Source organism: Vibrio sp. KMM 9700 (assembly GCF_058545285.1).
Genome location: NZ_CM178589.1, coordinates 674,580 through 691,366 on the forward strand (window position 1 = coordinate 674,580; position 16,787 = coordinate 691,366).

Genomic DNA, 16,787 nt, shown 5'->3' on the forward strand with positions numbered 1-16,787 from the left:
GCAAGTATGATTTGCGACCAATTTACAACAAGGCAGCATGAATGAAATCTAAGTTAATTTGGGTTTTGCCACTCTTAATTGCAGGGTGTCAAACACTAGACTCGCCAGAAACCAATGCAGGTCTTGCGGTGAAACCTTCAACCCAGGTCACCCAAGAAGAGCGTGAACAAGCAGCCAAGCTAGCTTATCAACGCCGCACAGGTAAAGTGATAGAGCAAAAGAAACAAGATTCAACTAGCGCTCCAAAGAAAGTAGCGAACACTCAAACAACCGAGACTAAGGTTGCAGCAAAGAGTGCTACGAGTGCTAAAGAAGCAGCGCCAAGCAATCAAATCGCCAAGCAAGGCACCCCACAAAGCCAAATGGATCTCTGGCAACGCATTGCGATGCAGCTAACACTTGAGGTCCCAAAAAATAATCAAGTAAATTACTACTTGAACTGGTATAAGAAACACCCTGAACACCTAGAAGTGCTTTCAGAGCGTGCAAAGCCATATTTATATGAGATCACTCAAGAGATTGAAAAACGTAATTTACCTCTTGAACTTGCGCTTTTGCCAGCTGTAGAAAGCACCTTTGACCCATTTGCAAAATCTTGGGGTGGTGCAACAGGTTTATGGCAATTTATGCCAGCAACCGGTCGCAGCTTAGGATTAAAGAAAAATCGTTGGTATGATGGCACACGAGATGTCAATGCATCAACACGCGCAGCGTTAACCTATTTAACCCGCTTAAACGATCGTTTTGGTGGCAACTGGGAACATGCTATCGCTGCCTATAACAGTGGTGGTGGCCGCGTTTCAAGTGCAATCCGTGCTAACCGCAATGCTGGTAAATCGACTGACTTTTTTGCGTTGAACTTGCCAAAAGAAACACGCAGTTATGTACCAAAGTTACTCGCACTGGCTGAGATTTTGAAAAATCCGCAAAAATATGGTGTCAGCTTACCACCAATTGATAATCAGCCTGCACGTGATCGCGTGGAGCTTAATGGTCAAGTGAGCCTAGCGAATGCTGCGCGCTATGCGGGCGTTTCAGTTGCGACGATTAAAAAGTATAACCCTGAGTTTTTGAGCACATATACACCAGCGCAAGGACCTAAGGTGATTCACTTACCTGCTGGACGTGGCGATCGTTTTGAGTTGGCAATGCAAAATAAAACCAGTGCACAGCCAACGGCAATTGCAAAGGCGAATCCATCAGATAAAGCGAACAAGGTAACTTACACAGTGAGATCTGGGGATAACTTATCTGTTATCGCGCAGAAACATAATGTAAAAGTTGCGAGCCTGATCGCATGGAATCAGATAGAAAGTGAAGAAAATCTACAAGTAGGTCAAGAAATTGTCATCTGGAAGAGCTAAAATGAGAGGTATGCAACTTGATATGCCCACGCACTCGCGCATATAAGTCTTTCGTTGCAACTGTTAGTTCAAATATATGATTAGTAAAATAAAAAAATCAGCTCAGGCTTGCCCGATGCTGATTTTTTTATATCTGTTATTTCTTCTCAATAGCTAAGCTATACAATCATCTGAGCTTAGAGAGGAATCAGGATTCATTCGCTTCTAACTCAAAGCTCACTTGCATTGGGTTATGATCCGATGCATCGGTTGCAATCGACTTGGCTTCGACTAGTTTTAAACCTCGGTAAAACACATGATCGAGCGGCAAGCCATTCACAAACAAGCGACGGTCATCCGGTGTAAAGTTTGCTTCATTGAGCCCTAAACGCTGGGTTAAACCTAACAGCTCTTGCGTGCGTTTATCACTCCAAGTATTAAAGTCTCCCGCCATGATCACAGGGCCTTGATGCATGCTAATTGCCTCTTCAAGCTCTTGAATTTGCTTTTTATATTCATTGGTACCAATTGTAAAATTAATCGCATGAATATTAATCACAGCAAGGCTTTGCCCATTTGAAAGCTTATATCTTGCATATAAACCAGATTTAGGCAGCAAAATCCAAGGCTCGAGCGCCGTATAAGCACAAGCTTCAACTGGTAAAGATGTAGCAAGGTTTAATACCCCTGCGCCCACATCAAAGACTTCAAATGCGCTGACATAACTAGCGCCCCAGCTTTGCTTGCCAATCCAAGCTTTAAACTCATCACTAAGGCTGGCTTCTTGAAGCATCATTAGTTGTGCATCTTTAGCATAAGCATCTAACGCGGTTTGCCAGTTGGCTTCATTTTGTTTATAAATATTCCATACCAGTAAGCCTAAACGTCCATCCACATCAATAGCTTGTGTCTCTTCGTTGGCTTTTTCTGCATCATAACAAACCTTGTCATAATTACTTGCTTGTTGCTTATTTTGGGTATCAATTGAAACCAGTTGCGGCGTTTCTGGTACGGTAAACGCATACCAAATAGCTAAACTGGAAAGTCCCATTAGTACAACTAAAGCGATCAAAAAACGCATTGCTTTACCTCTAGTTAAAAGCCGTTATTACACAGCTTCGTCATCTTCTTCTCCCGTACGAATACGGATCACACGCTCAACATTTGAGACAAAAATCTTACCATCGCCAATTTTACCAGTCTGCGCAGTTTGAATAATACATTCAACGCATTCATCCAAGCTTTCATCAGAAACAATGATTTCCAGTTTTACTTTTGGCAGGAAGTCGACCATGTATTCTGCGCCACGGTATAGCTCAGTGTGACCTTTTTGACGACCAAAGCCTTTCACTTCAGTGACTGTCATGCCAGTAATGCCAACCTCTGCGAGTGCTTCTCGGACATCGTCTAGTTTGAAAGGTTTAATAATGGCTTCTATCTTCTTCATTTTTATATCCTTATGTTTGAAATGTTTAAATCAGCAACCTTTAGATATTACTGTTTATTTATAAATAAATCATGAGCTTTCGCGACAAATTTGATATTCAAGTGAATAGGCTATATAGCTATCCCCGGGCTTATCGCTAAATACTTGATTAACAAAAAGACCAAGCGCAGCGACCACATTTTGTCCATCTAGCTCGACTAAAAAAGGCACACGCGAGCGCTGCCAAGTCGGCACTTGGTATTCTTGCCACAGTTTTTTTAAGCTCCGGCTATGCTGGCGCCCTTGTGGTTTTAGTTTGGTGCTCCCACCAAGGTTAAACTGGATTTGATAGCTTTTATTTGGATCAAGATAAACTTTTTGCCCAGCACCCGCTTCCAAGGAGAGCTTCAAGTGGCCTAAATTATGCGCCAACTCCACCCATGAGTCCAAGCGATTTAAATCAAGCACAAGCTTTTCATACCCTATATCGGTTAGCTTTTCAAAAGCATACAGCCGGCCTTGCCAACGTCTAAGCTCAATATTTTGATAATAAAAAACAGGATTGGCATCTTGTTTCGCTTTGGCTACATCCTGCCAGATGTGTTTAAGCTGCGCCGCGCTTGGCATGCAAAATCCTAAGGCTTCAAGCCACAAACGCAAAATTGCATCACGCTGGGCTCCAGAAACCAGATCTAGCGGTTCAATGGCAAGGCTTGAGTCTTTATCCATCAGCGCGCTGAGCTTATCTGTTAATAATTCTTTTAAAAGACTATCTGTCTCGGCGCAAAGCTTAGCGCTGCGTGCAAGGGTCTTTTCAAAACTAGGCCAACGCTGCGTAAAATGAGGGATCACTTGATGACGCAAATAGTTACGATCAAAGGCATGATCTTGGTTGGATTCATCTTCAATCCAAGTTAAATTTTCAGCCTGTGCATAGGCTTCAATTGCGCTGCGTGAAACATCCAGCAAAGGACGGACGAGCTTCCCAAGGCCAATCTTGCGCACTTGCGCCATTGCCCCTAGCCCTTGTGGACCAGAGCCTCGTTTAAGTGCAAGTAAAAAGGTTTCAACTTGATCGCTAGCATGTTGTGCGGTAAGCACCAAAGTATTCGCCTGGGTATGCTTTTCAATCGCGGCGTAACGCGCATCACGCGCCGCTTTTTCTATACTTATACGAGCACCTAACTCAAGATGAACTCTCTCGACAATCAATGGAATCTCATAACCATCACAAAGTGTCTGACACTCAGACGCCCAATAATCAGCATTGCAGCTTAAGCCATGATGAACATGAATCGCTGCAAAGCTATCTTCTGGGTGCTGAGCTTTATAACGCGCCAGAAGATCTAATAACACCATAGAGTCTACCCCACCACTTAAAGCCAGCAGCCAATGATTTTGCTTCGCGCGCACTTGATCCAGCAGGCTAAAACAGCTTTGCATGAGTAATGATGAAGTCGGAGTATCTTGAGGCATAAATTTGTCACTTAGAATGGAGGTTAATCAAGCTGAGCGTATTAGAGCAAAGTATCGATGCATCACGCACAAACAAAAAAAGCGAACATTGCTGCTCGCTCTTTTTTATTTATTATCACTTTTATGCGCTGTAGCCATAACTCATTAAGCGGTTATAACGACGATCTAAACGCTCATCATCAGATAGGCTATCTAATGCTGAAAGCTGCGTCAGTAGCATAGCTTTAATGTTTTTCGCCGCTTCTTCTGGCTCACGATGAGCACCGCCTAATGGCTCTTCGATCACTTCATCAATCAACTCAAGCTCTTTTAGACGTGGCGCAATCAAACCCATAGCTTCTGCTGCTTGTGGCGCTTTGTCAGAGTCACGCCATAAGATAGATGCGCAGCCTTCTGGTGAAATCACAGAGTAAGTCGAGTATTGAAGCATGTTGACATAGTCACCTACGCCAATCGCCAGTGCGCCGCCTGAGCCGCCTTCACCCACCACATTACAGATAACTGGCACAGTTAAGCCTGACATCACTTTTAGGTTACGCGCAATCGCTTCAGATTGACCACGCTCTTCAGCGCCAACGCCAGGGTATGCACCTGCTGTGTCAATAAAAGTGATGATCGGCATTTTAAAACGCTCAGCCATCTGCATTAAGCGCAATGCTTTACGATAACCTTCAGGACGTGGCATACCAAAGTTACGTTTTACTTTTTCTTTGGTTTCACGGCCTTTTTGATGGCCAATCACCATGACAGGGCGACCATCTAGGCGTGCAATGCCGCCAACAATGGCTTTGTCATCGGCGTAAGCGCGATCGCCTGCTAGCTCATCAAAGTCTGTAAAAATATGCTCAATATAATCAAGCGTATAAGGACGCAAAGGATGACGCGCTAATTGTGCCACTTGCCAAGCATCAAGATCGCTAAAAATTTTCTTTTTCAGCTCTGTGCTTTTTGCTTCGAGTTGCTCAATTTCTTTATCCAAATCAATTGCATCTTTATCGTCATGGTGAGAAACACTACGCAGTGCTTCAATTTTTGCTTCCAAGTCTGCAATTTTCTTTTCAAATTCTAGAGAGTTCAGGCTCATCTAAGGATCCTTTATTAAATTTAATTCTATTTACTTCAATGAGATAACCCCTTTATTGGTAAGCTTATGTCTCATTGTAAGTTCGTATTGGCTGATTGAGTTTATCAACCAAGTTAAGAAATTTGTCAACACCCGACTATATCAAGATTAAACCTGAAAAAAAAGCAAGGTGTTGATTATCGGCCAAAACCTAAATGAGCCTGCTGCGCTCATCTAGACGCTTTGATGCAAGTTTATTGGTTAAAATCTAACTCTACTTGCTTATCCCCTAGTAATAGCTTGAGTGAATCAAGCAACTCATCGCTTGGGGATACGCTCCATTCGACGCCAAATTCGAGTTTTGCTCTTGCTGCTTTATTTTGATAATACAAACTCACAGGTAAACTGCCACCACGATATGGTGCAATCACTTGCAAGAATTTATCAAAAAACTTGTCATTAACTTGCGAGCTGTCAAGCGAAAGACTGACACCTTTCGCATATTTTTCACGCGCATCGGCAAGGCTCATGACTTCGCGGGCTGACATTTTAAAGCCACCATTGAAATCATCAAAGCTGACCTGTCCCGAAACAATCACTATTTTGTCTTTTTCGAGTAAATCTGCATAGCGCTCTAGTGCATCAGAAAAGAGCATCACATCCAGACGTGACGATCTATCATCTATCGTCATCAAGCCTATATTTGAACCACGCTTGGTCGTCATGGTGCGTGCATTGAGCACAAGCCCTGCAACAGTCACAGATTGATCACGGCGTGTCGGCTGCGCATCTTTTAAGCGATAATGGGTGTAACGACTCAGCTCTTTTATATAAGCATTAATCGGGTGGCCGGTTAAGTATAAGCCTAAGGTTTCACGCTCGCCTTCAAGCCAAACTTTTTCAGGCCATTTTGCTACCTTGGTATATTTTTGCTCGACCACTTCAGGGGCTTCGGTTAATACCCCGAACATGTCTTCTTGACCAAAGGCTTGCGCTTGGTGAAATTGTCCCGCAGCTTTGACGGCTTCATCAACCGATGCCATCATCGCAGCGCGGTGTGGTCCAAGTCTATCCATCGCCCCTGCTTGGATCAGCTTTTCAATCACGCGTTTATTGCATTTTTTGAGATCGACACGGGCACAAAAATCAAATAAGTCTTTAAAGTGACCATCTTTTTCACGACACTCGATAATGCTTTCAATTGGCGCTTCACCAACACCTTTGATCGCGCCAATGCCGTAAACAATTTCGCCTTTTTCATTGACGTTAAAGCGATATAAACCTGAGTTCACATCTGGCGGCAAGACTTTCAGCTTCATACGGATACACTCATCAACAAGGCCGACGATTTTTTCCGTATTATCCATATCCGCAGTCATGACCGCTGCCATAAATTCAGCCGGATAATGGGTTTTAAGCCATAAGGTTTGATAAGAAACCAAAGCATAAGCAGCAGAGTGAGATTTGTTAAAGCCGTAACCTGCGAACTTTTCAACCAAGTCGAAAATTTTCATCGCCAGTTCGCCATCAACGCCATTTTTCTCTGCGCCTTCTTTAAAGATAGAGCGCTGCTTCTCCATCTCTTCTGGCTTTTTCTTACCCATCGCACGACGTAGCATATCCGCCCCGCCAAGGGTGTAACCCGCTAAGATCTGGGCAATTTGCATGACCTGTTCTTGATATAAGATGATCCCATAGGTTGGATCTAAGGTCTCTTTTAGGCTCTCATGCTGCCATTTCACATCAGGATAAGAGATATCTTCTCGGCCATGTTTACGGTCGATAAAGTTATCTACCATGCCAGATTGCAATGGACCTGGGCGGAACAAGGCCACCAATGCGATAATATCTTCAAAACAGTCTGGTTGCAGACGTTTGATCAAATCTTTCATGCCGCGTGATTCAAGCTGGAACACTGCAGTTGTTTCAGAGTTTTGCAGCACACGAAATGAAGCGGGATCATCCAAAGGAATCGCTTCAATACGCACCGGCTCTTTGCCTTGTTTCGCAAGTTTTGGGTTAATTAGCCCAAGAGCCCAGTCAATAATGGTGAGCGTACGCAGGCCCAAGAAGTCAAACTTAACCAGACCTGCGGTTTCAACATCATTTTTATCAAACTGAGTAACGGGGAAGTTCCCTTCTGCGTCACAATAAAGCGGCGCAAAGTCAGTTATCGTCGTTGGTGAAATCACCACCCCACCGGCGTGTTTACCTGCGTTTCGGGTACAGCCTTCTAAAACGCGGCACATGTCGATTAAGGCTTTTACATCTTCATCGGCGTTATATAACTCAGGCAGCTTTGGCTCGGCGTCAAAAGCTTTCGCCAGCGTCATCCCTGGATCGGGCGGCACAAGTTTTGAGATCCTGTCTACAAAACCATAAGGGTGCCCCAAGACGCGCCCCACATCACGGATAACCGCTTTGGCAGCCATAGTACCAAAGGTGATAATTTGCGATACCGCATCACGGCCATACATTTGCGCCACGTGATCGATCACCTGATCGCGCTTATCCATGCAAAAGTCGATATCAAAATCGGGCATGGAGACACGTTCTGGGTTTAAGAAACGTTCGAAAAGTAAGTCATATTCAAGCGGATCAAGGTCGGTGATTTTCAGTGCATAAGCCACCAGAGAACCTGCACCTGAGCCGCGCCCAGGACCTACAGGAATATCATTGTCTTTTGACCACTGAATGAACTCCATAACAATCAAAAAGTAGCCAGGGAAGCCCATTTGGTTGATCACATCAAGCTCAATTTGCAAACGTTCGTCATATTCAGGGCGACGCTCAAGGCGCACTTTTTCATCTGGGAATAAGAATTCTAAACGGTCTTCCAAGCCTTCTTGGGATTTTTTAACCAAATAGTCTTCAATTTTCATCCCTTCGGTTGGGAAGTTTGGCAAGAAGTATTCGCCTAAACGCACCGTTACATTACAGCGCTTGGCAATTTCAACTGAGTTTTCAAGCGCAGATGGAATATCGCTAAACAGCTCACACATTTCTTCTTCTGTGCGTAAGTATTGCTGCGGGCTGTATTTTTTCGGCCGACGTGGATCTTCAAGGGTGTAACCATCATGAATCGCAACGCGAATTTCATGTGCGTCAAACTGCTCTGCGTTTAAAAACACCACTTGGTTGGTTGCCACCACTGGAAGTTGGGTTTCGCTAGCAAGTTCAAGCGCATAATGCAGATAAGTTTCTTCATCTGGGCGACCTGTGCGCAAAAGCTCTAAATAGAAATGGTCTTGAAAATGGGTCTGATAAAACTCGGCCATTTGCGCAGCCATGGCTTGGTTGCCTTTTAAAAGTGCTATTCCAAGCTCGCCACATGCGCCGCCAGAAAGGATAATTAGCCCTTCTTTATGCTCAACTAACCACTCTTTATCAATCACAGGCTGATGCTGGACATGCCCACGCAAATAAGCTTTGGAAATAAGCAAAGTCAGGTTTTTATAACCTTGGTTATTCTTGGCAAGAATAGTGAGTTGCGACAGTTCATCCCCAAGCTCACTTGATTGCATTTTAAAGTCAGCGCCAATAATAGGTTTGATCCCATGATTATGCGCCTGACTATAAAACTTCACCAAGCCGCACAGGTTGGTAAAATCAGTTAACGCCATCGCAGGCATACCTAGCTCGGCAACTTTTTTGACAAGAGGTGGCACTTTTGACAACCCATCTATCATGGAGTAGTCACTGTGGACACGCAGGTGGATGAACTTAGGATCTGGCATAGTTATCGCTTGTTGTATTTATTTCAAGTGTATAGGGGGTATCTTACATTAAACCTAGCAGCTTTTTGACTGGTTTATAGCTTTTTCGATAATGGGCGAGTAAATCCGCTCGATTTGCAAGATCAGATGCATCCAATGCAGCAAGATGCGCCTTGGTTGGATAGCCATTATGCTTAGCAAAACCAAATTCTGGGTAGATTTTATCCAGTGCTTGCATTTCTTCATCGCGGCAAACTTTGGCTAAAATCGAAGCGGCGCTGATTTCTGCCACACGTAAGTCTCCTTTGACCACAGCAAGCGCAGCTTGGTTGAGTTTTGGCAGTTTATTGCCGTCAACCAACACAAAGTCAGGTGTGATTTCTAGCCCGTCTACTGCGCGACTCATAGCAAGCAAACTTGCTTGAAGGATATTGAGCTCATCGATTTCAGCAACGCTACAGCGGCCAATTGCCCAAGCGAGTGCTTTTTGTTTGATTTCAGGTACAAGCGCAAGGCGTTTTTTCTCTGTGAGTTTTTTAGAATCCGTTAGCCCTTCAATTGGGTGGTTGGGATCTAAAATCACAGCTGCGGTGACGACATCACCGACGAGTGGGCCACGGCCAACTTCATCGACGCCGGCGAAAAGCTGATACCCTTCTGGATAGGTAAATATTTCGAGTTCTGGTTTCATAATTATTTTCGTTATTTTATATATTCGCAGATTAGCATATACCTATATCGACTCCGCAAAGTCGCTTGCAACCATCCTTGGGCGCTTTACTCGGCACATCCTTGTGCCTCGAAAACTTTGCTGCGCTGATACAGCTATACGCTAATTCAATCAATCACCGGCAATACTCAAACACCAATCAAGTTAAGCACAGCATTAGCCGCTTGAGTATCTGCATCTTTTTTAATTAATAAATGCAAATCATGGAAAGCTTGTTGTTGCTCACTTGGATCATCGAGCAGCAGTGAGACTTCCAGTGCAAGGTTTTCAGGCGTGCAGGCTTCTTGGAGCAATTCTGTCACCAAAGCTTTGTCGGCCAGAATATTTGGCAAGGAGACATATTTGGTTTTAAGCATACGCCTCGCTATCGCTGCGGTTAACGCATTGACTTTATAGCCAACCACCATAGGACGATTCACCAACATGGCTTCAAGCGCCACTGTGCCAGAAGCAAGCATGACAACATCACTGGCTTCCAAGACATTTCTTGCCGTGCCATCGATAAGTTCAAAATCTAGCTCTGGCGCAATGTTTTGCCACGCCTCTTCAAATTGAGCGCGACGCTTTGGATTAACAAGTGCGACGACAAAGCCAAGCTCAGGGTGCGCCTTATGCAAAATCTGGCAAGCTTTGATAAACGGCTCACAATGCATTTTTAGCTCGCCACCACGACTGCCGGGCAAGACAGCTAACCAAGTTTTATCTTGGGCTAAGCCTAGCTTTTGGCGTGCGCTTGTTTTGTCTGATTCCAGTGGAATTTGATCGGCTAACGTATGCCCAATAAATTCACATGGGGCGTCAAATTTATCATAAAAGGCTTTTTCAAATGGCAAAAATGCCAAGACCAAATTGGTGGCGGCTTTGATCCCGTGAATACGGTTTTGGCGCCATGCCCAGACGGATGGACTGACGTAATGGACAGTCTTGATGCCCGCTTGTTTAAGATCTTTTTCAAGGCGCAAGTTAAAATCAGGTGCGTCGATGCCAATAAACACATCGGGTGGGTTTTGGCTATAGTGCGCAACAAGACCTTTTTTGACTTTAAGGATACTTGGCAAGCGGCCTAGGACTTCAACAAGACCCATCACAGAGAGGGTTTCCATCTCAAAGAGTGATTCGCAACCTGCGGCGATCATTTTCGGTCCACCGATGCCAACAAATTTTGCATCTGGGTGCTGCTTTAAGATGGCTTTGATAAGCCCTTCGCCTAAGGTATCCCCTGAGAGTTCACCTGCGACTATGCCTATTGTTAGTGGTTTATTCATGCTTTCCATCCGAACTATAAATTGCTTGTATCCATACCATTACACAAAGACGCTCGAGCCATCCATGGTCGCTATGCCTTGCACATCCTTGTGCAAGGAATCTTTGTTCCATGGCATTGGACACAATCAATTTTAATCTGCGCCCAATCATAAAACTAAAAAAAGGCCTAATCAAAGCAATTAGACCTTATATATTTTAACCTTAGAAACCTAAAAATTAGCGAATAATGCCGCGATCTGTGGTTTCGAGTAAATCAACCAAACGCATAATCGATGGCCATTCAGTCGCCATTTCACGTAGTGACGCTTTCGCCTCATCTAACGTCTTGCCTGCGCGGTAAATTTCTTTATAAGCTTTTTGTAATGCGCGGATTTCAGCACGCTCAAAGCCATTACGTTTCAAACCAACTAGGTTTAAACCAAATGGTGATGCATGATTGCCTTGCGCCAACACATAAGCTGGAACATCTTGAACCACAGCAGAGCAGCCGCCGATATAAGAGTAAGCACCAACAAAACAAAATGGGTGAATAGCCGAAAGCGCCATTACGCCAGCGTAATCTTCAACCGTCACATGGCCGCCCAAGATAGAGTTGTTACCAATATGGGTGTGGTTACCGATAATCACATCATGTGCAATATGTGCATTCACACATAAAAGGTTGTCGTTACCAATCACAGTTTCACCACGATCTTGCGCCGTACCACGATGCACTTGGGCACTTTCACGGATCACATTGCGATCACCAATTTTAACGAAAGTGACTTCGCCACCATATTTCTTATCTTGGTTTTCTTCACCAATGACAGCTTGTGGGAAAATACGGTTGTCTTTGCCGATTGTCGTGTGACCTTTGATCACCACATGCGACATGATTTCAGTGCCTTCACCAATTTCTACATCTGAGGTGATATAAGTAAATGGGCCAACTTTTACGTTTGCACCAATTTTTGCGCCGTCTTCGATCACCGCAGATGGGTGAATTTGAGCTGTTTCATGGATCATAATGCTTTACTCTTATCTTATAATCTTTGGAGTGATCAATTTCTTATGAGAATTCGCGACGGGCACATTTTAATACCGCAGAGCAAACCACTTCACCATCCACAGTTGCACTACCATTAAACATAGCAATGCCGCGACGCTCTTTTAGAAAATCAACTTTAATGATTAGCTGATCACCCGGCATGACAGGCTTACGGAATTTCGCATCATCAATGCTTGCAAAGTAGTAAAGCTCATTCTCTTTTGGCGCGCCAAAAGTTTTAAATGCTAATAAACCAGTCGCTTGCGCCATAGCTTCTAAAATCAATACACCAGGGAAGATTGGCAATTGTGGGAAGTGACCTGTAAATTGAGGCTCATTGACTGAAACATTTTTCAATGCAACCAAGTATTCACCTTCTTGGTAGTCCGTCACACGGTCAACTAGCAAAAAAGGATAACGGTGCGGCAATAATTCACGAATTTCAGTGATATTTAAAGTTTTAGTTTCAGTAGTCAATGTCTTGTCCTATTTATCTACCCTCACAATACACACTTTTTCTGAAAGCCATTGGAGGGATTAAAAACGTGCAAAAGATCGACACGGGCCGATCTTCGCTATTATTGTTATTCTAACCAAAATTAAGATTGATGAATTTCTTTTTCGAGTGCTTTGAGTCGCTTATTCATTTCATCGATCTTCATGACGCGTGTCGCTGTTTTGCGCCATTCTTTATTGGTTTGCAGTGGAATACCAGATGAATAGATGCCTTTCTCAGGAATACTACGCATAACCATCCCCATACCGGTAATGGTGACGCCATCTGCAATCGTAATGTGGCCATTTAAGACGGATGCACCACCAATGATACAGTATTTACCAATTGTGACACTACCTGCAACAGTGGTACAACCAGCGAGTGCACTGCCATAGCCAATGTGCACATTGTGCGCTATTTGTAAGTGGTTATCGATAATGACATTATCTTCAATCACTGTATCTTCAATTGCGCCACGGTCAATCGTGGTACATGAGCCGATTTCAACACGGTTACCAATTTGCACTGAGCCAAGTTGAGGGATTTTAATCCACTCGCCTTTTTCATTGGCATAACCAAAACCATCTGCGCCAATCACAGTGTTGGCTTGGATTAAGCAATCAGCGCCAATTTTCACTTCATGATAAATGCTTGTATTGGCCCAAATCTTAGTGTTTTTACCTAGACTTGCGTTTTTACCAATAAAGCAGCCGGCACCGATGGAAACATTATCCCCAAGAGTCACGCCCGACTCGATCACAGCGTTGTGACCAATCGTGACATTTTCACCTAAGTTGACGTTTTCACCAATCACAGCGGTTTGAGCAATGCTATCAGCAGGCTCAGGGGTTGTATCTAATGCTTGTGCAACATAAGCGAATGCAACGTATGGGTCTTCGACCACAATTGCATTGGTGGTACATAGCTCAAGTTCAGCTTCTTTAATTAATACAGCGCTCGCCTTGCAATCTGCAAGATGCTTACGATATTTAGTATTAGTTAAGAAGCTGACCTGGCCTTTACTTGCTTTATCCATAGCCGATACACTGGTGACAATCTCTTGACCGTCACCGTGTAGCGTGCCTTTGGTTAAAGCTGCAATTTCTGCAAGCGTTAATTGAGGCATAATAATTATCTAACTCTCTAATTATTTAACTTTGTTCATCACAGCGCTAGTGATGTCATATTTAGAGTTACCGTAAGGTACTGCTTGCGTATCAACAATGATGTCATAGCCTTGAGAGCTTGCTACGCTTTGGATTGCTGATTGAACTTTCTTAGCAATTTTCTCTTGCTCAGTAGATTGTAGCTTAGCAGTTTGTTGTTGGTACTGCTGCGCACGCTCTTTGTAGCTCTTATCAAGGTTAGCAATTTCTTGCTGTGCTTTTTCTAGTTTGGCTTTATCCATTACTTTTGCATCGCGGCGTAGTGCTTCGATTTTAGTCTGGATTTGCTTACCTAGTTTATCAAGCTGAGCTTTTTGGCTCTTCACTTGTGATTCAATTTTTTTACCCGCTGCTTTACTTTCTGGCATTGACTGGACCACTTGCGCAAAGCTTACATAGCCAACTTTTTGTTCAGCTTGCGCTGCTGTCGCAAACATAGCTGAAGAAAGAATTGCAAGGCTGATACCTGCTGTTTTGATAAATTTATTCACAATATTTTCCTTTAATTAGAAAGTTTGTCCGATAGTAAATGTGAAGACTTCTTCTTCATCACCATCGTAACTATTAATTGGTGTTGCAAGTGAGAACACCAATGGTCCTAGTGGTGACACCCATTGTACGGCGACACCAGCAGAATATCTAAAGTTCCATGGGTCTGAGTAGTCGTAGTAGTATTTACCACCACTATCTATATCGCTATTTGTATAGTCGAACTCAGTATCCCACACACTCGCAGCATCAAAGAACACACTTGTGCGCAGCGAGTTTCTAAAATCATCCGACATAAATGGCATTGGGAAGAATAGTTCCACACTACCTAGCATAGTGGCGTTACCACCAATCGCTTCATCGGTTGCCGTTGTCGTCCCGTTATTCGTGGTGTTATTTTCTGTATAAACAGCTTTTGGACCCACAGTATTTGAGTCATAACCACGAATAGTTGAGAAGCCGCCGGCATAGAAGTTTTCATAGAACGGGAAGATATTATCGTTGCCATCTTCACTGCCATAGCCGTTACCGTAACCTAAGCGCCCTCTAAATAATAAGGTCAACGAGTGAGCATTATTTAATGGGAAGTACTGACGGCCATCATACTGCATTTTGTAGTATGGTGTGTCAGATCCTGGCAACGTTGCTTTAATATAAGCGCGTTGGTGGTTACCTGCGGTTGGGAAATAGCCTTTATCTAGGTTATTACGTGTCCATGATAAAGTTAAATCAAAGTCATCAACTTCAAGCGTTCCTTCATCATCGACATTTCCCGCAGCTTCTTGCGCAGCTAGGAATTTTTCAATTTGTAAATAGCTATCAAGGTTTGAGATCTTGTTATGGGTATAGCCTGCACTTAATGACAGATAGTTTAGCTCATCAACAGGGAAGCCAAAGCTCATGCTGCCGCCATAACTTTCGTTGGTATAGTCAACGATACCTGCATCTTCTGCTTCAAATTTGTTATAGAAAACTTTACCACCTAAACTCACGCCATCAATGGTGAAGTAAGGGTCACGGTACTCAAGGCTGATATTTTGTTGATAATCATTGGTCGAAGCATTGATACCAATACGGTTACCTGTGCCCAAAAAGTTATCTTGTTGCAAACCAACTTGGAAGCTTACCCCTGACTCAGTACCATAACCAACACCGAAGTTAACACTGCCTGAGTTTGCTTCTTTAACGTTATAGACTAGGTCCACTTGGTCATCAGAGCCTGGCACACGTACAGTTTGAACATCCACAGTTTCAAAGAAACCCGTACGGTTCAGACGCGTTTTACCTGCTTCGATTGACTTAGAGTTAAGCCAAGTACTTTCCATTTGACGCATTTCGCGGCGAAGCACTTCATCTTTAGTGATGTTGTTACCGGTAAAACGAATATCGCGCACATAAATACGCTTACCCGGATCAACTTGCATGTTGAGGGTGACTTCGTTATTGATATCATCAAACTCTGGGATGCTTTGAACTTTTGGATAAGCATAACCAGACTCACCAAGCACTTTTTTCACATCTTCTTCAAGCTGTGTGACTTGTGAACCGTTATACGTCGCGCCAAGCTCAAATGGGATAAGCGCCTTGATTTCATCTTGTTTATCAATCAAGTTACCACGGAATTTGACATCTTTAACCGTGTATTGTTCACCTTCGTTGACATTCAAGGTGATATACACACCTTTCTTATCTGGTGAAATCGCCACATTGGTTGATTCAACATTGAATTTCAAATAACCGCGGTCAAGATAAAAGCTTTTTAACTTCTCAATATCGCCAGCGAGAACTTGTTTTTGATACTTATCATCAGAAAGGAAGTTCCACCATGAGACATCGGCATTCAAATCAAAGTTATCTAGCAATTCGCTATCGCTAAAGTCTTCGTTGCCGATAATGTTAATTTGCTGAATTTTTGCCGAGACACCTTCGGTAAAGACAAATTTTAAGTCCGCACGGTTACGTGGCAATGGCGTGACCACAGCTTTCACTGTCGCGTTGTATTTACCTACGCTGTAGTAGAAGTCTTCCAAGCCTTTTTCAATTTGGCTAAGTTGCGTTCTATCTAAAGATTCACCGATACGAACGCCTGACGCCTCTAGGTTCTCTTGAAGCTGCTCTTCTTTAATCGCTTTATTACCCGAGAAAGAAATGCTTGCAATACTCGCACGCTCTTGAACTTTCACATATAGGGTATTGCCATCTTGGAAGACTTGAACGTCGTCATAGTTGCCCGATGCATATAAAGACTCAATCACTTCTGAGATGTCTTGATCAGACACACTATCGCCAACACGAACAGGCATTTGCAGCAAAGCAGCACCTAGCGCAACGCGTTGCAGACCTTCAATTTTTATATCATCGACAACGAAACTTGCCGCATGAACACTTGAGCTCGCCAACACTAGGGCCGAGAGTAAAAAACGATTCATCGCCATAAATATATTGTTAATCCTTTATATTTTTTGGGCTTAGGTTAATACCAATTCCAATAATTATTGTTGTATTTGCAAGTTCAAGTTAGTGTTAAAAGTGTAACATGACTTAAAATTTCACACCCTACTTGCAAATTTAAGCTGTGATCTTGCGAGA

The 16,787-nt window shown here is 43.4% G+C and carries 13 protein-coding genes; 1 reads left to right on the plus strand and 12 read right to left on the minus strand.

What is annotated here, in order from left to right; genetic code table 11:
* Nucleotides 1–41 precede the first annotated feature (41 nt).
* Nucleotides 42–1,364 carry a transglycosylase SLT domain-containing protein gene (locus tag AC2VOY_RS03025; RefSeq protein WP_491832167.1) on the plus strand — a complete coding sequence of 441 codons (1,323 nt, stop codon included), beginning with the start codon at nt 42–44 and terminating at the stop codon, nt 1,362–1,364.
* A 187-nt stretch (nt 1,365–1,551) separates the two neighbouring features.
* Here the strand turns inward: AC2VOY_RS03025 and AC2VOY_RS03030 are convergent, their stop codons facing one another.
* The 12 genes from AC2VOY_RS03030 to bamA all read right to left on the minus strand — a co-directional run bounded on the left by AC2VOY_RS03030 (nt 1,552) and on the right by bamA (nt 16,633).
* The gene (locus AC2VOY_RS03030) at nt 1,552–2,424 is read right to left on the minus strand and encodes an endonuclease/exonuclease/phosphatase family protein (RefSeq protein WP_491832168.1); all 873 of its coding nucleotides are present in this window, start codon (nt 2,422–2,424) and stop codon (nt 1,552–1,554) included.
* A gap of 27 nt (nt 2,425–2,451) precedes the next feature.
* Complete coding sequence (gene glnB, locus AC2VOY_RS03035) at nt 2,452–2,790, minus strand: nitrogen regulatory protein P-II (RefSeq protein ID WP_491832169.1); 339 nt, start codon at nt 2,788–2,790, stop codon at nt 2,452–2,454.
* A gap of 69 nt (nt 2,791–2,859) precedes the next feature.
* A complete protein-coding gene (tilS, locus tag AC2VOY_RS03040; protein WP_491832170.1) occupies nt 2,860–4,245 on the minus strand; it encodes a tRNA lysidine(34) synthetase TilS in 1,386 nt (461 codons plus the stop codon).
* A gap of 121 nt (nt 4,246–4,366) precedes the next feature.
* Complete coding sequence (accA, locus tag AC2VOY_RS03045) at nt 4,367–5,329, minus strand: acetyl-CoA carboxylase carboxyl transferase subunit alpha (protein WP_491832171.1); 963 nt, start codon at nt 5,327–5,329, stop codon at nt 4,367–4,369.
* A 233-nt stretch (nt 5,330–5,562) separates the two neighbouring features.
* On the minus strand, nt 5,563–9,045 hold the full coding sequence (dnaE, locus tag AC2VOY_RS03050) for a DNA polymerase III subunit alpha (protein ID WP_491832172.1): 3,483 nt from the start codon (nt 9,043–9,045) through the stop codon (nt 5,563–5,565).
* Nucleotides 9,046–9,088: 43 nt separating this feature from the next.
* A complete protein-coding gene (gene rnhB, locus AC2VOY_RS03055; RefSeq protein WP_491832990.1) occupies nt 9,089–9,730 on the minus strand; it encodes a ribonuclease HII in 642 nt (213 codons plus the stop codon).
* A gap of 152 nt (nt 9,731–9,882) precedes the next feature.
* Nucleotides 9,883–11,019 carry a lipid-A-disaccharide synthase gene (gene lpxB, locus AC2VOY_RS03060; RefSeq protein WP_491832173.1) on the minus strand — a complete coding sequence of 379 codons (1,137 nt, stop codon included), beginning with the start codon at nt 11,017–11,019 and terminating at the stop codon, nt 9,883–9,885.
* A gap of 217 nt (nt 11,020–11,236) precedes the next feature.
* Nucleotides 11,237–12,025: an acyl-ACP--UDP-N-acetylglucosamine O-acyltransferase gene (gene lpxA / locus AC2VOY_RS03065; protein ID WP_491832174.1), complete on the minus strand. Its 789-nt coding sequence runs from the start codon at nt 12,023–12,025 to the stop codon at nt 11,237–11,239.
* A 43-nt stretch (nt 12,026–12,068) separates the two neighbouring features.
* Nucleotides 12,069–12,524, minus strand: coding sequence for a 3-hydroxyacyl-ACP dehydratase FabZ (fabZ, locus tag AC2VOY_RS03070; protein WP_491832175.1), 456 nt, complete (start codon nt 12,522–12,524; stop codon nt 12,069–12,071).
* A 122-nt stretch (nt 12,525–12,646) separates the two neighbouring features.
* On the minus strand, nt 12,647–13,669 hold the full coding sequence (gene lpxD / locus AC2VOY_RS03075) for a UDP-3-O-(3-hydroxymyristoyl)glucosamine N-acyltransferase (protein WP_491832176.1): 1,023 nt from the start codon (nt 13,667–13,669) through the stop codon (nt 12,647–12,649).
* Between the two features lie 21 nt (nt 13,670–13,690).
* Nucleotides 13,691–14,200, minus strand: a complete 510-nt coding sequence (locus AC2VOY_RS03080) for an OmpH/Skp family outer membrane protein (RefSeq protein ID WP_491832177.1) — start codon at nt 14,198–14,200, stop codon at nt 13,691–13,693.
* Nucleotides 14,201–14,215: 15 nt separating this feature from the next.
* Nucleotides 14,216–16,633, minus strand: coding sequence for an outer membrane protein assembly factor BamA (gene bamA / locus AC2VOY_RS03085; protein ID WP_491832178.1), 2,418 nt, complete (start codon nt 16,631–16,633; stop codon nt 14,216–14,218).
* Nucleotides 16,634–16,787: the final 154 nt, after the last annotated feature.